The 20,351-nt window shown below is 39.4% G+C and carries 21 protein-coding genes and 3 pseudogenes; 6 read left to right on the plus strand and 18 right to left on the minus strand.

Translation table 11 applies throughout. The annotated features are described in order from the left end of the window. Positions 1-31 precede the first annotated feature (31 nt). The 12 genes and pseudogenes from virB9 to ACFIMW_RS05555 all read right to left on the minus strand — a co-directional run bounded on the left by virB9 (position 32) and on the right by ACFIMW_RS05555 (position 8,563). On the minus strand, positions 32-886 hold the full coding sequence (gene virB9, locus ACFIMW_RS05500; protein ID WP_375608111.1) for a P-type conjugative transfer protein VirB9: 855 nt from the start codon (positions 884-886) through the stop codon (positions 32-34). A gap of 2 nt (positions 887-888) precedes the next feature. Next, positions 889-1,560, minus strand: coding sequence for a virB8 family protein (locus tag ACFIMW_RS05505; RefSeq protein ID WP_375606522.1), 672 nt, complete (start codon positions 1,558-1,560; stop codon positions 889-891). Continuing rightward, on the minus strand, positions 1,557-1,844 hold the full coding sequence (locus ACFIMW_RS05510) for a type IV secretion protein VblB7 (protein WP_375608112.1): 288 nt from the start codon (positions 1,842-1,844) through the stop codon (positions 1,557-1,559). The genes ACFIMW_RS05505 and ACFIMW_RS05510 overlap by 4 nt, the downstream gene beginning before the upstream one ends. A gap of 6 nt (positions 1,845-1,850) precedes the next feature. Then, positions 1,851-2,786 (minus strand): type IV secretion system protein, encoded by a 936-nt coding sequence (locus tag ACFIMW_RS05515; RefSeq protein WP_375608113.1) that lies wholly within the window; start codon positions 2,784-2,786, stop codon positions 1,851-1,853. 26 nt (positions 2,787-2,812) lie between these two features. Beyond that, positions 2,813-3,214, minus strand: coding sequence for an EexN family lipoprotein (locus tag ACFIMW_RS05520; protein ID WP_375608114.1), 402 nt, complete (start codon positions 3,212-3,214; stop codon positions 2,813-2,815). Between the two features lie 295 nt (positions 3,215-3,509). Next, the gene (locus ACFIMW_RS05525) at positions 3,510-3,881 is read right to left on the minus strand and encodes an EexN family lipoprotein (RefSeq protein ID WP_375608115.1); all 372 of its coding nucleotides are present in this window, start codon (positions 3,879-3,881) and stop codon (positions 3,510-3,512) included. 152 nt (positions 3,882-4,033) lie between these two features. Beyond that, entirely contained in the window at positions 4,034-4,291 is a 258-nt protein-coding gene (locus tag ACFIMW_RS05530) for an EexN family lipoprotein (RefSeq protein WP_375608116.1), read from the minus strand. A gap of 188 nt (positions 4,292-4,479) precedes the next feature. Then, a pseudogene (locus tag ACFIMW_RS05535) lies at positions 4,480-4,785 on the minus strand (EexN family lipoprotein); the annotation flags it as partial. A 21-nt stretch (positions 4,786-4,806) separates the two neighbouring features. Continuing rightward, positions 4,807-5,514 carry a type IV secretion system protein gene (locus ACFIMW_RS05540; RefSeq protein WP_375608117.1) on the minus strand — a complete coding sequence of 236 codons (708 nt, stop codon included), beginning with the start codon at positions 5,512-5,514 and terminating at the stop codon, positions 4,807-4,809. Then, positions 5,511-7,871, minus strand: a complete 2,361-nt coding sequence (locus ACFIMW_RS05545) for a VirB4 family type IV secretion/conjugal transfer ATPase (protein WP_375608118.1) — start codon at positions 7,869-7,871, stop codon at positions 5,511-5,513. Before ACFIMW_RS05545 ends, ACFIMW_RS05540 begins: the two co-directional genes overlap by 4 nt. Beyond that, positions 7,871-8,194 (minus strand): type IV secretion system protein VirB3, encoded by a 324-nt coding sequence (locus ACFIMW_RS05550; protein ID WP_375606511.1) that lies wholly within the window; start codon positions 8,192-8,194, stop codon positions 7,871-7,873. Before ACFIMW_RS05550 ends, ACFIMW_RS05545 begins: the two co-directional genes overlap by 1 nt. A gap of 18 nt (positions 8,195-8,212) precedes the next feature. Continuing rightward, positions 8,213-8,563, minus strand: a complete 351-nt coding sequence (locus ACFIMW_RS05555) for a TrbC/VirB2 family protein (protein WP_375608119.1) — start codon at positions 8,561-8,563, stop codon at positions 8,213-8,215. A gap of 159 nt (positions 8,564-8,722) precedes the next feature. Between ACFIMW_RS05555 and ACFIMW_RS05560 the strand changes: the two genes are divergently transcribed. Beyond that, the gene (locus tag ACFIMW_RS05560) at positions 8,723-9,469 is read left to right on the plus strand and encodes a nuclease (RefSeq protein ID WP_375608120.1); all 747 of its coding nucleotides are present in this window, start codon (positions 8,723-8,725) and stop codon (positions 9,467-9,469) included. Between the two features lie 1,459 nt (positions 9,470-10,928). Here the strand turns inward: ACFIMW_RS05560 and ACFIMW_RS05565 are convergent. Then, positions 10,929-11,372 (minus strand): hypothetical protein, encoded by a 444-nt coding sequence (locus ACFIMW_RS05565; RefSeq protein ID WP_375608121.1) that lies wholly within the window; start codon positions 11,370-11,372, stop codon positions 10,929-10,931. Between the two features lie 3 nt (positions 11,373-11,375). Further along, positions 11,376-11,702: a YqjD family protein gene (locus tag ACFIMW_RS05570; protein ID WP_375608122.1), complete on the minus strand. Its 327-nt coding sequence runs from the start codon at positions 11,700-11,702 to the stop codon at positions 11,376-11,378. A 468-nt stretch (positions 11,703-12,170) separates the two neighbouring features. On the opposite strand from ACFIMW_RS05570, the pseudogene ACFIMW_RS05575 reads away from it, so the two are divergent. The 3 genes and pseudogenes from ACFIMW_RS05575 to ACFIMW_RS05585 form a co-directional block, all read left to right on the plus strand. Further along, a pseudogene (locus ACFIMW_RS05575) lies at positions 12,171-12,368 on the plus strand (integrase); the annotation flags it as partial. A 695-nt stretch (positions 12,369-13,063) separates the two neighbouring features. Next, the gene (locus ACFIMW_RS05580) at positions 13,064-13,957 is read left to right on the plus strand and encodes a MotA/TolQ/ExbB proton channel family protein (protein ID WP_375608123.1); all 894 of its coding nucleotides are present in this window, start codon (positions 13,064-13,066) and stop codon (positions 13,955-13,957) included. Then, a complete protein-coding gene (locus ACFIMW_RS05585) occupies positions 13,954-14,541 on the plus strand; it encodes a biopolymer transporter ExbD (protein WP_375608124.1) in 588 nt (195 codons plus the stop codon). The genes ACFIMW_RS05580 and ACFIMW_RS05585 overlap by 4 nt, the downstream gene beginning before the upstream one ends. Before the next feature lie 1,075 nt (positions 14,542-15,616). Here the strand turns inward: ACFIMW_RS05585 and ACFIMW_RS05590 are convergent. The 4 genes and pseudogenes from ACFIMW_RS05590 to ACFIMW_RS05605 form a co-directional block, all read right to left on the minus strand. Then, a complete protein-coding gene (locus ACFIMW_RS05590; protein ID WP_375608125.1) occupies positions 15,617-15,850 on the minus strand; it encodes a hypothetical protein in 234 nt (77 codons plus the stop codon). A 456-nt stretch (positions 15,851-16,306) separates the two neighbouring features. Continuing rightward, complete coding sequence (dut, locus tag ACFIMW_RS05595) at positions 16,307-16,849, minus strand: dUTP diphosphatase (RefSeq protein ID WP_375608126.1); 543 nt, start codon at positions 16,847-16,849, stop codon at positions 16,307-16,309. 446 nt (positions 16,850-17,295) lie between these two features. Then, positions 17,296-17,421: pseudogene (locus tag ACFIMW_RS05600) on the minus strand (integrase); the annotation flags it as partial. A 72-nt stretch (positions 17,422-17,493) separates the two neighbouring features. Then, entirely contained in the window at positions 17,494-18,303 is an 810-nt protein-coding gene (locus ACFIMW_RS05605) for a VIT1/CCC1 transporter family protein (RefSeq protein ID WP_375608127.1), read from the minus strand. 1,369 nt (positions 18,304-19,672) lie between these two features. Here ACFIMW_RS05605 and ACFIMW_RS05610 point away from each other — a divergent pair. Both ACFIMW_RS05610 and ACFIMW_RS05615 read left to right on the plus strand, forming a co-directional pair. Continuing rightward, positions 19,673-19,972, plus strand: coding sequence for a hypothetical protein (locus tag ACFIMW_RS05610; RefSeq protein ID WP_375608128.1), 300 nt, complete (start codon positions 19,673-19,675; stop codon positions 19,970-19,972). Positions 19,973-19,995: 23 nt separating this feature from the next. Then, positions 19,996-20,319: a hypothetical protein gene (locus ACFIMW_RS05615; protein WP_375608129.1), complete on the plus strand. Its 324-nt coding sequence runs from the start codon at positions 19,996-19,998 to the stop codon at positions 20,317-20,319. Positions 20,320-20,351 lie beyond the last annotated feature (32 nt).

The raw sequence follows: 20,351 nt of genomic DNA on the forward strand, positions 1-20,351 counted from the left end.
TCATGTTTTGTCCCCTTCAATTCCCGCTTATTTAAAGATCTGATGCAATTTTACGTTCAACAGCTGGTGAGGTGGTTCCGGTTCCTGGATTAACGCCTTTGGGTTGATAGGCTTCGTTAAAGACGCATAGGACATTTTTTCCCTGTCTTAGGGTGAAGCGTGCGCTAATGGCATGGATAATCACCATGTTGCCTCTTGTGGTTTTGGGAACCAGCGATTCTGTACCATCATTGTTGACAATGTAAATGGCAGGGATTTCTTGGTTGTCGGGAAATGTAAATGTTGTTGTTTTGCCATTGTCATAAACAGAGGAGGGTTCAAGAGTGATAGAGCCTTGAGCGGTGTAAGCCCAATTGCGTGGTCCATAGGTTTCAGAAGCGTTGAAGATACCATCAATCTGTTGGGATTGTTTTTTTTCTTGTCGCATAAGGGCTGCAAGTCTTCTTTGTTCTGCTTCCTCTTGTGGGTAGCGGAATTTCACAAGGAAATATGTTTCTTGTCCAGAGGAAATTTCTCCATCTTTAATGATGAGTTCAAATTGATAAGAGCGCTTTGAGCCATCAAGCTTTGTGGTGACGACTTGGAGATTGGTAATGGGTTGGACTTCTCGCGCTTTGAGGAAAAGAATATTCCCCGCTGGTGCAACTTCCCATGCAACGCTGTTGCCAATCGCTACATGAGCAATTTCTTCATTGGCAGAAAATTCTATTTGTACGGATGAGCGTATGGAGCCAATAATTTTTGTGACATTATAAGCATCATAATTAATAAAGCGAATGCGGCTATCGCTTGGCGCGCGGGTGGGAAAAACACTGGCATGGCTTATATTCATCAAAGAAAAGGCAACAGCCATGTTGAGAATGAGAAAAAGAAATTTTTTTTTCATGATCAGTTGACCACTTCCGGATCGGTTCTATATTCATTAACAATAAACCCTAGAGGATTTATTAAACGGTTTTGGACAGAGATAGGGGCATTGATATATTCAAAGGTAAGTGTTGAGACCCAGTGTGTGATAAATTCTTTGTTGTTCTCGTTATCACGGACGGTTTTGTAATAGCGTACCTGTGCGACATCATCATTGATAAAGGAGATTGATTTTATTGTTATTGTAACGGCGGCATGTTTATAGAGAATTTGAGGGCTTTGGGGGTTTCTTGCTCCATACCAGCTGGCGAATCTTTGCTGTTCTTCAGAAGAAGAGAGAAGAGAGACGGTTTGGAAATTATGCTGTGTTTCTTCTGTGGTGAAACCTTCACGGCAGCGGACGTATTTTGCGGCGAAGTAGCGTGTGATGGCTTCGTCGACGTTTGTGGGACCTTCTTTTAAGGCTTCTACGACTTCAACAATGCCGGTTGAATTGTCGACGCGAATGACAAAGGGTTCCACGGTTTTAAGGGGCGTGAGGGTGATGACCGCGAGAGAAGACATTATTGCAACAGCAACTGCGATGCCGGCAATGGTAAGGGAGACGCGGGTGGTGCGGCGTGAAGCGAGCATGCGGTCTTGATCAAACGAGCGCGCTTCGGCAATATATTGTTCTACGTCTTTTTCTTTCATGCCTTTTTTCCGCAATCTTTGTAGGATTTTATTTCTTCATCCGTTAATTTTTGTGTGAGCAGCATTTCCAATTTGCCCTCTTTCACGGATGGGGTGGTGTTGTTACTGATGATGATGGGCGTTGGCGTGGGATTTTTCCCTTCCCAATTCCACATTGATCTGTTGAGTGGACGTTTAGAATATCCATCACATTTTGGCAGCGACTTCAGTGTGTTTGGTGAAGACACACAGCCACTGAGAAAGAGAAACGGCAAGATTACCCCAATTTTTTTTAATTCCCGCATTTGAACTTAGACCTTTTTTAATAGTGATGCTAGTTTTTTAACGCCCTTCATTATCGTGTTGGCTGTTGCTTTAGCAGCTTTACCTGTTAGTTGAGCCGTTGTTTTAGCGACTGGTCCTGATCCTGTAAGAGAAGCCCCCCCAGAGGCTAAAGCTGATGCGATATCAGGGAGTCTGAGGAAAAGGTGAATACCACCAAGACCAACAACCAAGAACTGAATTAAAGTAGTGAAGATATTGTCAATACCTCTTGAAAAAACGTTCATTGAAATGTTAACATATAAACCACCAAGCAGCACGACTAACACATATAAAATGATGAAGTTTGCAACTTGCCCTAACCATGCTTCTGTGAATTTTCTGGTTGAGGAAAACATATAGAGGCTTATGAAGAGTGGTCCTATTGATAGGACAAGAAACAAACCCAATTTAGCAAATAATGAAACAACAAAACCGACTAGACAAAAAAAGGCAGCAACTACTAGGCAGATAAAACCAGCAATCCATGTCGCAATAAACATCCCCATTTGAGTCAGACCTGTGTACTGGTTTGCTGCGTCCAAAACCTGTGCTCCAGCTTGGTTCATCATATTGTCCCATACATTTCGATCCACATGTGCTCCTTGTGTGACATTTGAAATGGCATTCGGCAGATCATGGAAAAATATACCACTGACCCACTCATTATAAAGAGCAGCCTTTGTGGCAAGTGAAACAACGATGCCGAGTTTGAAAGTTGTCACTATAAATTCCCATAAGGGCATGGAAGAGCGCCCATAGATGATATTGTAGCCCATAAATATAATGTAGATTGTACAAGACAGTTTAAGCGGAGCACCTAAACCTGACGAAAGATGTGAAATGGTTTTATCCATTGTATCTGTAAGGGGCTTCATCAACATATCATCTATGTCAGTAAATACGCCTTTGGTTATTATTGCCATTTAGATGCTCCGCTATTTATCGTGTATTAATGATTATTTTGTTCTTCTGCCGCGCTCTCTTTTGCTCTTCGTTCTTCTTCAGCGCGTGTTTCCGCTCTTTGTTTTTCGAGAATTTTTTGAGTCTCAGCTCTCATTCTTGCACGATCGGCTTCCATTTTAGCTTTCAATTTTTCCATTGATTTGCGATTTTCTTCGTCAATTTTACGACTTCTTTCTGCTGCTTTTGCTTCATATTCTTTCTGAAGTTCTAAAAATGCTAACCGCATGTTTTCACAATTTTTTGAAGTTCCTGCAAATCCACATTTCGCATCCCATTCTAGGCGTAATTTTTCATCTTTTTTAAATTCTGCTACACTGTGAGTTTTTTCACATCCAGCTGTGATGAGCCCTGTGCAAAGTAGTAATGTCGTTATGAGAACTTTATTCATCAATATTTCCCCTTTTTCCTTTCAGTTTTACAAGGTTTGAGCACAATCTTTAAATTATGCTTGTGTTATCGGTTGTTTTATAACCAGTGATGATAAATCTAGAGCACAGACATAATGTTGCCATAAATCTATTGTATAGTCTGTAAGGTTCTTTAAGTTGAGCAGCTAAAGCGCAATAGATGTTATCCATTGTTTTTGTAATGGGATTCATTAACATATTGTCGATATAAGAAAATACGCCTTTGGTTATTATTGCCATTTAGATGCTCCACTGTTCGTTGTGTATTTTTATAATTTAATCATTATTTTGTTGTTGTTCAGCGCGCTCTTTTGCTTTTTTTTCAGCTTGCCTTTTTTGATATTCAGCTTCTCTTTTTTCAAGATCGGCCATCATTTCAGCTTTCAATTTTTCCATTGATTTGCGATTTTCTTCGTCAATTTTACGGCTTCTTTCCGCTGCTTTTGCTTCATATTCTTTTTCAAGTTCTAAAAATGCTAACCGCATGTTTTCACAATTTTTTGAAGTTCCTGCAAATCCACATTTCGCATCCCACTCTAAGCGTAATTTTTCATCTTTTTTAAATTCTGCGACGCTATGGGTTTTTTCACATCCAGCTGTGATGAGCCCTGTGCAAAGTAGCAATGTTGTTATGAGAACTTTATTCATAGATATTTCCCCTTCTTTCTTTCAGTTTTTGATGTTTGAGCACAATCTTTAAATTCTGCTATGTTCTGTTTTTATAACCAGTGATGATAAATCTAGGGCAGAGACATAATGTTGCCATAAATGTTTTTACTGATTTAGTTATTGCCTTTGTCTTATTCTTTTGTTTTTTGCTTATTTTTATTTCCGTAAAAACGATTATAAAACTCACGAAAGTCTTTTCGCATATTTTCACGTAGTACTATTCGTACGTTTTGGCAGTTTATCGAATCTCCTGCTCCGTCACATCTAGCTGCCCATTCTTGGCGTAATTTTTCATCTTTTCTAAAATCTTCTACGCTATAGGTTTTTTCACATCCAGCTGTGATGAGCCCTGTGCAAAGTAGCAATGTTGTTATGAGAACTTTATTCATGATTAATGACTGTCCTGTTGTTGTTTTGCTTTAGCGCGCTCTTCTGCTTCTCGTTCGGCTTTTTCTTCAGCTTCAGATAATTTACGGAGATTCTCGTCTATTTCTCGCTGTAGTTTTTCAAGATAAGCGCGTCCTTTAGCTTCATTTTCAGCTCTCCGTTTTTCATATTCAGCTGCCCGTTTTCCAGCTTCGGCTTCCCATTTTTCACGTTCAGCTTTTCTTTTAGCTTCTTCTTCTTTTTGCTTTTTTTCCCATTCTTCTCTACGTTTACGGTTTTCTTCTTCAGCCTTTTTCCTGCGTTCTGCCGCAAGTTCGTGATCGGCTACTCTTACATTTTCACAATTTTTTGAAGTTCCTGACCATCCACATCTCACAGCCCATTCTTCAAATAATTTTTTATCTTTTTTAAATTCTTCTACGCTGTAGGTTTTTTCACATCCAGCCGTGATGAGCCCTGTGCAAAGTAGCAATGTTGTTATGATGATCTTGTTCATATTCAAATCCCTCTTTTTCGTTTATTGACCACGCAGTTTTTGGGCTAAAGCTTTGGTTCGTGCTTTAAATTCTTCCATTTCACGTCTTTCTGCCGCTTTTTCTTCTGCTTGTTGAATCATCATGGCGGCTTGCATTTGGAGTATTTTTGCTTGCAGGTCTGCTTGTACCGCTGCTAATTTTGCTTGAATGCCTTGAATTTTACCCGCATCTTCAGTACTTCCAAGTTCGTCAAGGAGCTTGTTAATGTTTTTTTGTGTTTCACTGGCTTCTTCGTAGACATCTTGGCCTTTTGCCGCTTCTCCTACTATGCGCTGTTCGGCTTTTTTCACTTCCTGTGCGTAAAAAGCATCTGCTGCCTCTTTTGATCCAGCGCCCCCTGAGGGCTCTTTGTATAAGAGTTCTTCTTGCCATTTTTGCGTGTTTTTGCTGCCACCACCGCCGCCACCGCTGCCGCCGCCCATCGATTGTTGAAAGTGGTTAAAGTCAGAAGGGAGGGCGCCACTGTTCCCTTGCTTGTTAAACATGTCTTTTAATCCAGAGATGTCAGGCTTGACATTTAAGGATTTAGCGAGATCTTGCAATTGTTTAAGCTGACCTTTCAATTGATTAAGCTGTTCAAGCCCTTGTTTAAAAGATTGAAGATCGAATGTAGCCAATTGTGCAAATGAATTGGTTGTTAAACTAAAAGAAATTGCGCAAAGGGCTGTTGCCAATAAAAGTTTTTTCATTGTTTTGACCTTTCTTGGAAAAGAGGAAGCCATTTTTCTGGAGATTTGCCAACTTCATCTATAATGGTCTCTAAAAGTTCAATGTTCTTGGTGGTGCCACTTAAAATGGCTATTTCATCATCAAAGCCCCGTAAGTTCAGTTCTGCGACAACTGAACTTTGTCCTTGCTTGATGAGAAAACGCCGTGACTCACGGCTTAATTCTGCTTGTATCAGGTTAAATTCTCTGTCCGATAATTTAAAACCTTCTACATAATCCCCATGGTTCCCCTTCTGGTTGGGAAAATAAATCTGTGTTGGACATTGCTCTATAATGGTGTGTGCAATGGTTGAATTAATCGCATCTTTGGGAGATTGTGTTGCAAACAACATCAAACCATTTTGTTTACGAATAGTCTTCAGCCTGTCTTGCGCAAAGGCTTTAAAGGAATCATCCTCTAGCGCTTTCCAAAACTCATCAATGACAATGATAATACGACGCCCATCAATCAAAGACAAAATCCTATGAAAAAGATACATCATCAAGGGTGGACGAATTTCATTATTGTCTAAAAAATCCGTCATGTCATAACCAATAAATTTTGCATCAATGCCAATGTCATCATCAGGATTGTCAAAAACCCACCCTAAAGCATTGCCTTTACACCATCTCTCTAAACGACCCGCTATCCCCTCTCTATGCGTGGTGTCAAAAAACATTTGTAAGGCCGATATTGTCCGTTGTTCTTTGGGTAGTAAGGCAAGTTGGTCAACAGCAGCAGAAATATCTTGTCTTTCTGATTCACTGATCTTTTGATCTTCAGAAGAAACAAGCTTGATAATCCATTGCCGTAAAAAAACTCTATCTGCTGGATTGTTATAATCTAAACCCTTAAGCGGCGCTATGCCCGTTGGTTTACCATTCTTCAAAGGCATATAAGTGCCACCACCAGCCCTCACAAAAAGTTCTGCTCCGCGATCTTTATCAAAAAAGACCATATTGGGATCATGCTTTTGAAGTTGCGCTAAAAGAAAATTAACAATAACCGTTTTCCCAGAACCAGAGGGACCACAAACAAACGTATTGCCTAAATCTCCAAAGTGAAAGTTAAAATAAAATGGTGAACCAGCAGAGGTCTTCATTAGTGCGACCGCTGGTCCCCATACATTGCCATCTATTTTCCCAACCGGAAAGGAATGAAATGGAGAAAGCGCTGCATAATTGCGGCTTGTTATCGCACCAGAACGCGTGCGATAAGCATAATTGCCAGGCAATTGTGCCCACCAAGCCGCCGCTAACCCTAAATCTTCCCGCGCAATGACAGCCCCACCATCTGTAAGACGAGAACGCGCTTTGGCAAGATTATCCGCTAACTCTTGCGGCGTATCAGCAAAAACTGCCAATGATAAATGATGCTCCCCTAAAACAAAACGATTGGATTCAAGATCATCAAGCGCATCATCCAGTTCCATAATTTGTGAACCTGCTCGATCTCCCGCATTGACCATTTGATTCTGTTTGCGCCCCATAATCTGTTTGGCAGCATTTTTGCTCTTGAAAACAAAAGATTGGGTGAAAATAAATTCAAAGGGAAGGGTGAGCAAACCATCCGCCATGCCTACCCTGGTTTTTGCTGGATATTCTTTCCAGCCAAACATGCCCGCAAATCTCTGTCCTGACTCAGTGCGTATTTCTATGATCTCTTTCCCGAAAATAAGACGGTCTGAGTAAACAGTCGAAGCTATCGTTCCCCATGTGAGAGGGATACGTTCACGACGACCTCCCACCAATTGGTGGATAAACTCACTTTGCTGCGAATAAATATTGCCTTCATGTTCATAAAGACTCAATCTTCTTGCACCATAGCGCTCTAAATTTTGAATAAGATCTGTGGTAATATCTTCAAGTTTGCGAACGGACTCTGCATCAACTTCTGTCTTTTCTTGCTTGGCTTTGCCTAAACGTTTGAAAAACTCCACTAATTTATCCGTTTGATCAACGTGTGGATTCCACAAAATCGAAAGATAAAGATCATTGCGATAAAGCTCCTGAGAAACCATCCTCTCGCGATATTTATCATCTAATTGCTTGGCAAATGCTGATCTAAAAGTACCATCCGGATAAATCGTTTCACGCTTTCTGATAATATGGCTATAAAGCGCTATCCGTTCATCCGCAATGTTTTTAAACAGATTGTTGAGCTGTTCGTGAAGCACATTCAGATCAATAATATCCGCTGTCTCAAAGTTAATCCCTTCAAGTTTAATAACGCTCATGAGAGCGCGTGAATCCAGCGCAATGATATGCTTGTTAACATGGCGCACGTAAGGGATAATCGCCTCTGGCTGCTTTTCACGCTTGCGCTCTGTTGTTTTCATTATAATTCCTCATAATTACGAATTAATCGTAATGGAGAAATACTTCCCCCACCCCATAGACTAGAGTTTCTGGCAAAAATACTTGTCTTTTGCCATGTCAGAAGAATACGAAATTTGTTATGGTCATGCTTTAGGATTTCCTTGAATATGAAATGCAGCATCACACCAAAGGTTAGAAGAAAAATATTGCCTGCCATAATGAACAATATCATCGTTCCTATCCCATTTAATCCCATAGCTTCCACCGTCACGCCTGCAATCATGGCAGGGCGTGTGCAAGCAAGAAATAGCGTATCTTCTGTTAGCTTTTCGTGCTCTTTCATGGCTTTGAAAGGCAAAGTTTAACTGGACAACATTGATACGATTTGCGATGCACCCATAACAATGCCGATGCCAACACAAACAAAAAAAGCTTTACGCATTTCAACATAACCAGCAATCCAGGCAAGCCCAATACCAGCAACCGCAATGGTGGCAATTGATGTTGCAATTTTTCCTGTTAAAGCTTTAATTATTTTATCAAGAGCGCCTTCAATTTTTCCGAAGTCACCAGCGGCAAATGCTGGTTCACTCAGTACAATGAAGGCAATAAACAACATCAATGCTGTTGTTAACCATTTCTTTTGTGTATTGGATAAAAGACCTTTTTCTAAGGTTTGTTCACGACTGAACGAATAATTCATGTTTTTCATGAAAATTCCCCCGCTTTATGTTTAAGTTAATCATAAAATTAATAACTAAAATATTAATCGGGAATCATATAAATGAAAAAAATAAATTTTTCTATCTATAAATTAACAATATTTAATCTTTTCTCAGTTAATGAACAATAAAATATAGTAATATTCAAAATGATACTTTTAAAATGTTTTCGATTAGTGCTTAAATATCTTATCTTAACGTCTATTATTATTTTTGCTGTAATCTTTTATTTGAATCAGCATACTGAAAAATTTATGCAATCTTCTTTTTTTAAAGGACCAGAAAAAACAATAGAAACCACTGTTCAAAATCCAAAGTTAAAATTGACCGATTACAAAAACCAACACGATGTAAACCAACAAGATGCGGCTTTGCACCCAGAACCATTCGCATCACAATTTTATGAAGAAAATGTACCAGTCTATTCAGGTGCTATACAGGTAACGAGTGGTGTTACCTTTAAAATGATCACGCTCGTAGATGAGGGATGGAGAAAAAAGATCGTCCGCAATATTCGACTATATGGTGTGGAATCCTGTGAAACACGACAGTTTGCCTTACGCAATGGAATTAAGTGGCCATGTGGTGCTTTCGTCACCGCGTGGCTTGTCTCAAAAACAATTGATAAAAATGTTACGTGTCGCCAAGCACGTGTCATTCAACAGGTTCATTATGCACAATGTTTTGTGGATGGGGTTGATCTTGCACGGTTGGGGCTGACAGAAGGCTTAATGGTTTTGACAAAAGATCAGCATAATTTCCCATCACCCGCAGACTATAAAAACTTACAATCTGCTGCTCAAAAAGCAAAAAGAGGCTTGTGGTCAAGCAAATTTGAAACACCTGAAGATTGGCGAAGAGATCACGGAAGCTATAATCCCATTGACCATTATTGATAAAGCGTCCTCTTAAGCGCTATTTAATTTTAATGAAGACAATATTCTACTGCGAATCTTAACAGGTAAAAGTTGATCACAATCCATATAGATCTTGATGGACAACGCTCGTTATGGAAAATTGTTGGGTTTAAAGCTTGCTTTTTGCGTATAGGTTGTTTACTACAGCGCTATGTGGGAGTGCGTTTCCTCGGCTTATGTCATTTCGTTTTGCTTTTTAAATGAAAAGCTTTTTGTCTCTCAAACTCTTAATAATCGCCCCCCAAAATCATGACATTAGACCCGCATTTAATGAAAGGGAATTACCAAGCTTTTGGAGGGAGAGACAAGGGCACCCTGTAAAAGCACACCATTAGGCGCACGTGCTCTTAACCAATAACCAAAAGGCTTTTCTTGTCCTTCTCACGCAACTTTGAAATCATGATTAAAGAGAAAGCTTATAGGGGGTATAAATAGCACTTTATAGGTATCATAGGTGTTAATCGAAAAAACTAGAAAGAAAATTGCAAACCCTAGTTTTATCGTGTTGAATATTTTTGTATTGCTTTTACCTTGACATGCTTTTTTCAAAGCTACGAGTTGTTTCCAAGAGAGGGAGACACAATGGCAAAAAAATAAAAAACCAACTGCGTTAACAGAAGGGGTTCTAAAATACTTATACGGTGAATTAAATTCTTCGTACTTCCTAATTTAATTTATCCTATTATGCCGTAAATACCGTTGTGTAAAGCGATGATAGAAGGCATGAAAAGCTTTGCATATTAAGTATTTTTAGATATCGTGGTATTTTAGGGTAGGGTTTGTCTGACGCGCTTATGGAGTAACAAGCCGACATCATCACCCGCTTTGCCTGCTCGTGGGTGTTGCGACAGACCTTGGCACTAGAGAGGGTTCATAAGAGCTATGTTTAGTCCTTTCTTATACAAATTTTATCCACACACTCATCCCGCTTGTAACGTGCAAGCGAATAGTTTTGATTGATTCAAGATAAATAGGTTTGAAATGAAAGAATCTTACGATATTCGGGGCTCTCATTCAATATACAAAACAGTTCATTATCATTATAAATCAAAACCTTGCACGCTTATGAAGTAAATCGCATGTGTGATCAGCTGGTCGAACTTGCTCCGTGAGAAACTGGACTGTTGACAGCCCGATGGCTGGTAGGATCCCCCATCCTTTGAGGTGTGGGGAGGAGGTCAATTCCAAAAAACAACAAGTTGCTTCAACTTATTAAATGAGAACTTTTAACGCAAGCTTTGCTTAACGTTGCGATGTTCATGAAACATGGGGTGCAATCTGAAAGGGATTTAATCAAATCTATGGAATTTTTAGCTACAATGAAGGGAATTCTCCCTCATGTTATCGAAAAAACTAAAAAGACTATAAGAAAGAGTGCTTTCTTTTTTATATAAGAAAGCACTCTTGGGGGGGGGATTAAGGGGCAGCTTTACATATTTTAATTTGAAAAGCTGTCCTTTTTATCTTTTTTCCACAGGAAATAAGTTGCAAGTCCGAGAATGGGAACACTCAATTTGGCAAAAGGGAGATGTTGACTGAGAGCTGCAAGGCTGGAAACAGTCGCATCTGTCATCAGTTTGTGGCGTTGTTCTTCTGTCTTTTTTTGTTGGTCATAGCGTTGATAAGCCTTGAGTACACGGCTCATAATAAGACCTAATCCTGCAAGAGAAAGACAAATTAAAAACATGATACTAGCGGCAGCAAGAGGCTTCATAACAGAACATAACGCAATAAAACCGATGGTACATAAAAAAAGCAAAGACATGAAGAATGAAATGCCAATAAACCCATAGAAAATTGCTTGAAGGCGTACTTGCTTGACTGTGCTTTTAAGCCCTCCACCGACAAGATGGTTTAAAAGAGGAGCGATAAACTTGTGCATTGCTTAACGACGCAGTAATTGAGAAAGAATAAAACCAACGCCTGCTGCAAAAAGAACGCTTTTGCCAGGATTTTTGCGAACGCATTGGTTCAGAGTTTGTTCAAGATCACTGATTTTGTCTTTTGCTTGAGACATCATGTCTTCACCACTTTCTTTCGCTGAGTGATATAGTTTTTCTGCTTTGTCTTTGGCGGCGTTGAATTTGTTTGTCCCCAGATCTGTCAGGGTTGAGGTAATCCCTGAAATTTCATTGCGTAATTTTTCTAACTGTCCTTGTAGATCTTTTTCTGAAGCTGTTTTATTGTGCGGCGTTGTTTTATTCATGGCCATGATATTTTTTCCCTCTCTTGATTCATTATATTTGTATTGGTGTGTTCATAGTGATCATTTGCATTGGAGTGAAAATTTTCACTGCTGGGGTAACGCAAAAAGTTTTTTTTGGTTCCTTTCATTTTGTCGAATTTAAAATTGTTTTTGATAAAATAAATCTCGTCTATAAAATATGCTTTGTCCGTAAAGGGGCTCGTCTGTTGAAAACTGTCTTATATGCTTTTGCAGGAATTTAGCACCATTCTTCAGTTTCTCGTGGCGCAGTTTTTTTATAAAAGTTTTTTAAAAAAAGCAATGTATTGATTTATAATGATAATTTAGCGTAATTCATATTGAATTGAGACGCTCAAATAACGTAAAATTCTCTCATTTCAAATCTGTTTATCTTGCATCAATCAAAACCACTCATTTGCACATAACAAGTGGGATGAGTGGTGTGGATCAAATTTGTATAAGAAAGGATTAAATATGGCTCTTATGAACCGTTTTAAGTGCCAAGGTTTGTCGCAAACATCCACGAGCTGGCAAAGTGTGTGATGGTGCCAGCTTGCTCCTTCATAAGCGTAAAGATGGAGGTGCTCAATAGATTTACCGTTATACCATTCACGGGCGTCGTCGCGAAATGGGATTGGGTGCTCTTTGAGAGATGTTTCTTTAAAAGGCGCAGTAAGATTTGTTTTTTTACTTGGGACAGGAAAAATACATGGTGGTTGCGATTTTGCAGCAGAAAAAAATGCCATTTTTATGCTTTTAAAGCAAAGAATATTGCGGCTTTTTGCTCTCTGTGTATTTGGGGGCAACACGCGCTCCCCATGATACTTTTTGTCAGTTTAAGATATTGCGATAGTTCTTTTTTTAAAACATAAGGTATATTTTTATTTTAGGATAGGAGAGGGACTTCAGTGCACGGGTTGTTAGAGATGTGCATATCCTTTTCTTCAAGAGTTTTATGATATTTTTGCTGCTTGTTTCATGGAAGCGAATATTTTGTTGGCTTTAAAAGAGTTGCTGAAATGAGAGAAGCTTTGCGATATGAGAGATTTATTTAACAGGAATGATGATGAATTGTTTTTATAAATTAAAATATTATATGCGATACTTCTTGTAAGTTTATCATTTTGCCTAATTTATGCAATAAATTGATTGGGTAAGATAAACTTGTTGAATTGTTAGAGAAAAATTTCTTTAGAATTAAGAGGGAGCTTGTGGAATAAAACTATACTTGATTTATCAAGTTTTCTTTCTTAAGAGGAATACATAAGTGACGTTAAAAGGGTAGTGGCATTGTGGAACAGTGATGCTATGCGGGGTGACGATCCAGCTCATAAATAAAGATAAGAGCACAAGAATGTGAGATAAAAATGGAATCTGAAACAGTCCCTTTAGATAAAACAGTCCCTTTAGATAATACGTCTGCTGTATTGACAGTGCATGATTTTTCTCCTTTTTCTATGTTTATGGCTGCTGATTGGGTGGTGAAAGCTGTTATCATTATTTTGTTACTTGCTTCTCTTATGTCGTGGACAATTGCTTTTGTGAAAATTATTGAGATCACTTTGGCAAAACGAAGAGTTCGTCATGAACTCCAATTGGTTCTTAACGCTCAGACTCTTACACGTTTGGCAGCGAGTTTGAAAGAAAGCAAAGGTGCAGGCGTGTTTTTTCTCAAAGAAGTCCTTAAAGAGGTGTATCTTTCTACACAACAGGTTCATTTTTCTGCTCCTGAAGGGATAAATGAAAGCTCTGGTGAGAGAACTAGCTCAAAGGAAAGTGCACAAACGATTGAAGATATTCTCTTTTATGAGAAGAGCGGTCAATATGAAAATGTTTCCCGTGATATTAATGCGCGTGATGTTCATGAAGGTTTAAAAGAAAGGGTTCACTCGCTTTTGTCGCGTTGCTTGCTGGCTGCTACACGCCGTGTGGCATGTGGAAGCACCGTTCTTGCAACCATTGGTGCAATTGCTCCCTTTGTTGGTCTCTTTGCAACTGTTTGGGGAATTATGAATTCTTTTATTGGAATTGCTCAGTCTCAAACAACGCGATTGGATGTGGTGGCTCCTGGAATTGCCGAAGCTTTATTTGCAACAGCTATTGGGCTTTTTGTAGCTATTCCCGCCGTTGTTATGTATAATAGCCTTATGCGTGCTTTGAATGGTTATCGTAGTGATTTAGGCGATATCGCGGCTGCTCTTGAAAGGCTCTTGAGCCGTGAACTTGATAGACAAAGACAACAGAAAAGTCTTAAAAAATGAAAGCAAGTTTTAATAATGACTGGGAGTCCGATGAGAGTGGGTTGCAGAGCGAAATCAATGTGACCCCTTTTATTGATGTTGTGTTGGTGTTGCTTATTGTTTTTATGGTTGCAGCACCTTTGGCAACATCTGTCATTCCTGTTCAGCTTCCTTCTATCACTCAAGCGCCTTCAGTAGAGCAACCTGATGAGCCTGTTTATGTTACTTTACAAAAAGATCGTTCTCTTTACATTGGTGATCGTCTTGTAGAACAAGGAGCCTTGAGGGAAGCTTTGTTGGGGGAAACTAAGCAAAATTTAGAGACAAAAATTTTAATTAAAGCGGATAGCGAAATTGATTATGGTTTTGTCGTCGATTTACTCAATCAAATACGCATGGCTGGATATCGCAAAATCGGTCTTGTAGGATTGCAAAATTCTCCTCATCTTTCCTCAAGTGGTGTGGTAAATAATAAAAAAACAGGAGTGACAGACAGTGCTGTAGATGGAGAGGGTGGCCATGGGGTGGATCATATGGATGCTCCAATAACAAGTCCTGCGGTAAACGCTAACATTTCTACGATAGAAACTGTTACTGCCCCATGATAACAAAACTGTACAGCTTCTGTTGAAGGAAACAAAGTATTTTCATCAAAGGTGGAGAGCCGATATAGAGTGAAATTGATTGTGGTTTTGTCGTCGATTTACGCAATCAAATACGCATGGCTGGATATCGTAAAATCGGTCTTGTAGGATTGCAAAATTCTTCTCATCTTTCCTCAAGTGATGCGGTAAATAATAAAAACAGGAGTGATTATTGCTTGTAGATGATTTAGGTTGGTGCCATCATACTCTTTGCATCTTTATCGCCCCTTTAATTTCGATGCAACTTTTTGATTTATAATAATAATTCATTGTTTGTATATTGAGTGAGAGTTGCGATTATCGTAGGATTCTCTTATTCCGAACCTGTTTCATGTTGAATCAATCAAAACCATATCTGTTGCTTTACAAGCGGGGAGAGCCCGTGTGGAGTGAAACTGTATAAGACAAGGACTAAAAATGGCTTTTATGAATTGTCTCAAGTGCCAAGGGCTGTCGCAAATATCCACGAGCTGGCAAATGTAATGATGGTGCCGGTTTGCTTCTTCATAAGTAACAAGTTTCGTACGCTGTGTTCATAAGAAGCATTTTTAATCTTTTCTTTCGTTTTTCCCACTCCATTAGCTGTGCTTGTAATTTGCAACAGATATGGTTTTGATTGATTCAATATAAATAGATTTGGAATGAGAGAAACTTGTCGTATTTGGATTTTTCATTAAAGGTGTAAAAAATAAATTTTCCACTTATGCCATAAAAACATCGTTGTTTAGAGCGGTGATATAAGGCATGAAAAGCTTTAGATATTTAAGTGTTTTTAGATATCGTGATCAAGTATTCAGGGCAGGGTTTGTCTCTCGCGCCTTATGAAGTGAACCGCGTAAATGGTCAGCAGATGAAGCTTGCCAAGAGAGGCTGGACTGTTGATTGTCCGGTGACTGGTAGGAATCTTCCTCCTTTGAGGTGTAGGGAGGAGGTCAATCTGATAAATCACTGTGATGTGGAGATTGTATCCATTATAAGCGGTGTGTGAGCTCGAGTTAATGCCAATGTTTTTGTTATGAGAGCGGATGGAAGCATATCAGGTGATAATAAAGTTTTGTATAATGCAAGGAACAACGGTATGGTGGAGAGAGGCTGTTTGTGTGTGATGAGAGGCCAAACAATGGCGCAGACATTGACTTGAATGACCGGTGAGATGACTGTTTGCGCCAGGCGCATTCCCCGTTTTATGCAAGAAGTTTTCTTGGCTACAATTGATGAGAAGACCTTTGACTTTGCCGCGGTCATTACTGTCAATTGTTTTAGGGGGCATGTGATGCACTGTTTTAAAGTTCAAGTCAGAGCGTGGAGGGATGCGTGGCTTTAAAAGCCCAAGGGGTCAATGAAAGAAGGGATCAATGAAAGATGAGATCTGTTGGAATAAGGGCACGCTCTTCAGGTGTAAGAGTGAGCGTTTCTTCTTTTCCAATGGCGGCGTGTAGATTGCGGCGCGTAGATTAAGGCTAGCAGAACCAGTTGTTGTATAATGAGAAAGTTTCCTTGTCTCAACTGCAAGACGCTGAACGGATAACATCACGGGGTATGAAGGCTGAGAAGAGACAAAAGAGAAGAAAGCATGCTTGTTTAGAAGCGCATTTCATGAAAAAGTCTTGGGAGTAAATAAGAGTCTTGGGAGTAAATATATACTTTCTTGGGCTTTAAAAGCCCAAGGTAATCTAGATGCAGACTGTACGGTGTGTTGCTTTAAGAGAAGTGGTTTTTAAGCTTCTTAAGTGTGCCCCGTTGAACCAAAACCTCCTGTTCCACGGCTTTCCATATGGCTTTGAGGACTGTCTTTTTGTTCTGGTTCAATGGCGCAAACATTGACTTGAATAACCGGTGAGATGACTGTTTGCGCAATGCGCATTCCCCGTTGGATAGAAAAGTCTTCTTGGCCCAAATTGATAAGAAGAACTTTGACTTCACCACGGTAGTCACTATCAATTGTTCCAGGGGTGTTGAGGCATGTGATACCATGCTTTAAGGCTAAGCCAGAGCGTGGACGTATTTGTGCTTCAAACCCAAGGGATAAATGAAAAATGAGACCTGTTGGAATAAGGGCACGCTCTCCAGGTGCAAGAGTGAGCGTTTCTTCTTCTCCAATGGCGGCGCGTAAATCAAGGCCAGCAGAACCAGCTGTCGCATAATGAGGAAGTTCTAAATCTTGTCCATGTGCAAGACGTTCAACGAATAAAGTTACAGGGTGTGAAGGTTGAGAAGAAACAGGATTTTCTTGGTTGTTGAGAGGTGCGTTGGTTTTAGTGTGCGGCATGATCAAGGCATTTCCAAAATATGAGGTCTAGAAGAAAATGATACTTTAACAAAAGATACCCATAAAACAAGTCGATGAAGGTTTGTTTATGGAGGTTGTCCCCAGAGCTTGGTTATCATCTCTTGCTAATCCAGAATACTCTACAGCATTATCCAAAAATACTATCAATAGAATTCCCAAGAATGCTAATATATTGATTAATAATGATAATTCACTATTTTTGTATGTTAAATGAGAGTCCCTAATGGTATAAATTTTTCTCTTTTTTGAAGCAATCAGAACCATGTTGCTTGCGCGTTACACGCCGAGAGAGCCCGTGTGGAGTGAATTTATATGAGATAAGGACTAAAAGTGCTTCTCATGAATCGTCTCAAGGGTCAAAAGCTTTTGTCCGTAATATTCAGGGTTAGCAAAGTGTGTGATGGTGCTGGTATATCTCTTCAACCTATTGCTGGAAAGTTTTGCGTTTTATGGCGTTGTTTGCCTAAAAGAACGCGTGCTTTTGTTGTTGCCTGTAAATCAACATCCAACTCTAAGGCAGCCGTATGTTTGAGACAAAGATTAAGAGTTATATAAATCAATGTGTTGTTACTAAAAGGAACGATACGTTAGAGATCTAAATCATGGGTTGTGGATAAGGTTTCTTAGATACTGCCAATAAGAATACCCGTGGCAAAAACCAAGGCACCTCCAATGATGACCTGTAAAGAAGCGCGCCAAAAGGGAGTTGACATGAATTTGTTCTGAATCCAGACGATGGCGCCTAGTTCGAAAAAAACAATGATAAAAGCAATAATTGTCGCTACATAAAAAGAGTTGATTAAATAGGGAAGCGTATGGCCTAATCCTCCTAATGTGGTCATAATGCCGCTGGCAAGGCCTCTTTTTAATGGCGAACCACGTCCTGATAATTTGCCGTCATCATGGGCTGCTTCTGTGAAACCCATCGAAAGTCCTGCACCAATTGAAGCTGAGAGTCCTATCAAAAAAGTTTGATGCGTGTCTCCCGTGGCAAAAGCTGCGGCAAAAATGGGGGCAAGGGTGGAAACAGAGCCATCCATTAACCCTGCTAGACCTGGTTGAATCCAAGTCAAAAGTGTTTGTCTTTGCGTTTTCGAAGGTTTTTTTATGGTGTGATTTGCCGCTGTTGTTTTTTGGGAGGGATGGCGGCTCTTGCCTTTCACAAGAGAAGTTCGGCCACATAATGAACCGATAGTGTTTGCACGATTATGGCAAGAAAGGCACAAAAGTTGCTTATAATTTTTAAGCTCTTGAAGCCCCATGGCGGTAAAAACCGCGGCTTCCCTAGAGGAATAAGGTTCTAGAGCTTTTGCATATTTTAAATAGAGCGCCGCATGTTGCTCTTTTATTTTGAGTGCGCGAAGCATCATTGTTTGTGCTGAACGAAAGGACAGAGCTTTACGTTGTACAAATGAAAAAAACGATCTCAACATTTTCTGTTCCTCTGCACTTTAGAATAATTCTAAAACATAAGAAAAATAAACCGAAAGTCAATCTAAAAGTTCAAAACTGAAAAATTGCAAAAAGGTTGCAGTAAAAAAATGCTGGGGTGCTATGAAAGTAAAGCTGGCAAATAAATTCAAGTACAGGAAGATTTATTAAGTGGGAGATTTATTAAGTGGGGTCGAGAGGGGGGCGTGAAAGCATTGAGAGAAAATATGCTTTATTATGCTAAAGGGACGTTTTCAATGGAGCATTCTAATGTATTTTGAATATATGGAAATAAGCGGGCACGATCATTCATTTGACGGGTTCAAAAGACGATAATAATCTTTGGAATTTGAAATAATTCTTTAAAAGAGACTTTTTTCAAGGGACAAATGCCTATTTCATGAGGGCGTCCGTGAAGAGTATAAAAGAGTAAAACAGTAAAGCCTTCATACAATAATATACACTAAATAATATAAACTCCATTGAGTCTTTCCATCTTTACGCTGCATAAAAGATATTGATTTATAATGATAATCTAGCGTTATTCATATTGAATTAGCCTCCCGAATAACGTGGGATTCTCTCATTTCAAATCTGTTTATCTTGAATCAATCAAAATCACTTGCTTGCACACTACAAGCGGGGTTGGTGTGTGGGTAAAAACTATAGAAGAAAGAACTAAAAATGGCTCTTATGAACCGTCTTAAGAGCCAAGGGCTGTCACAACATTGGGGGCTGGCAAATAGATAGTGCTGGCTTGTTACTTCATAAAGAGCAAGCCGGCATCATCATACACCTTAGCCCCCAATGTTGCGACAGCTTTTAGCTCGGTTCATTATAGGCATGGCATTTTATTGTACAGTTTTACGCCAATCATCCCGCTTGTGGAGGTGTAAGTCAGTATTCTTATGATATTTACGCGCATTGAGCGTTGTTACAGCTTTTGCATTTAGAGGTGGATTTGATGTAACGAATTATCTTTTGTGCTGTAATTGCAGGAGCAGGTTTAAGGGTGGGAGTGCATAAATGAAAGAGATATTATCATATCAAATTGTTTGATCACGCATAAAAATTGATACTTTATGAAGGGGCATTTATCGCCTTGTAACTGGCTTTATATTTTGCATGAAAGCCCAAAATTCAGTAAGATTCTCTCACTTTAAAACTTCTTATCTTAAATCAATTCAAATCATTTGCTTGTGTATCACAAGGAAGGGTGTGGTTGTGAGGCACTTAAAAAGTGTGGTAAGTTGCAGTGTGAGGGGAGTATAATCTCTGTGTAGTGAAGGAGATTGCTCTTAGCGTTTTGAAAAATATGTTAAGTTGTGCAGAACAAGGCGGGGAATATATGGAAATTGATGAAAGTTTAGAATGGCTTTTACGTTCTCAAAAACTAACAATACTGCAGGCAGCGTTATTGATAGCGGGCTTGATCCACTTATATGTGAATTTACCAACGAACACAGACCTGAAGACAGTGGTATTTACGAAGGAGGGAATCAAGTACCGCTCGCTAAAATTGCTTTGTTCCGAGCTGTTTATAGTGAGATAGTAAGAGAAGCAAAAGAGGGAAAATTAAGGGTAGAAGGGTACTATCATCGTGATTTTTGGGGGGGGGCGTTGGGACGAGAATCCTATTTTTCAAGATTCTTCTGTTGTTTCCTTAGATAATTTAAAAGAATGGCTTTTATTGTGTGGTAAGAGACCTAAAGTTTTTTTTCCCTGAGGATGATTCTCGTGACGTTAAGGATCAAAAATATTATACGTTTCAAGATCCAACGCATCCACGCTATGCCCCAAAGCTTGCTGCTATTGTTGCGGCATGGGAAGCGGTGAGTGAGGCTGAGGGTGGTAAAACTGTTAAAGGAACGCTTGCAAAATGGCTGCAACAGAATGCTGATCAATATGATTTACGCAATAAGAAAAATGGTAAGTTAAAAGAGGATGTTATTGAGCAGCTTGCAAGTATTGCGAATTGGGAACCTACCGGAGGGGCGCCTAAGACACCTGCCAATTAATTTTATCAAAAGAAAAAAATAAAAAGATTACT

The organism is Bartonella sp. AC329YNZD (assembly GCF_042196685.1).
Lineage (GTDB): Bacteria > Pseudomonadota > Alphaproteobacteria > Rhizobiales > Rhizobiaceae > Bartonella.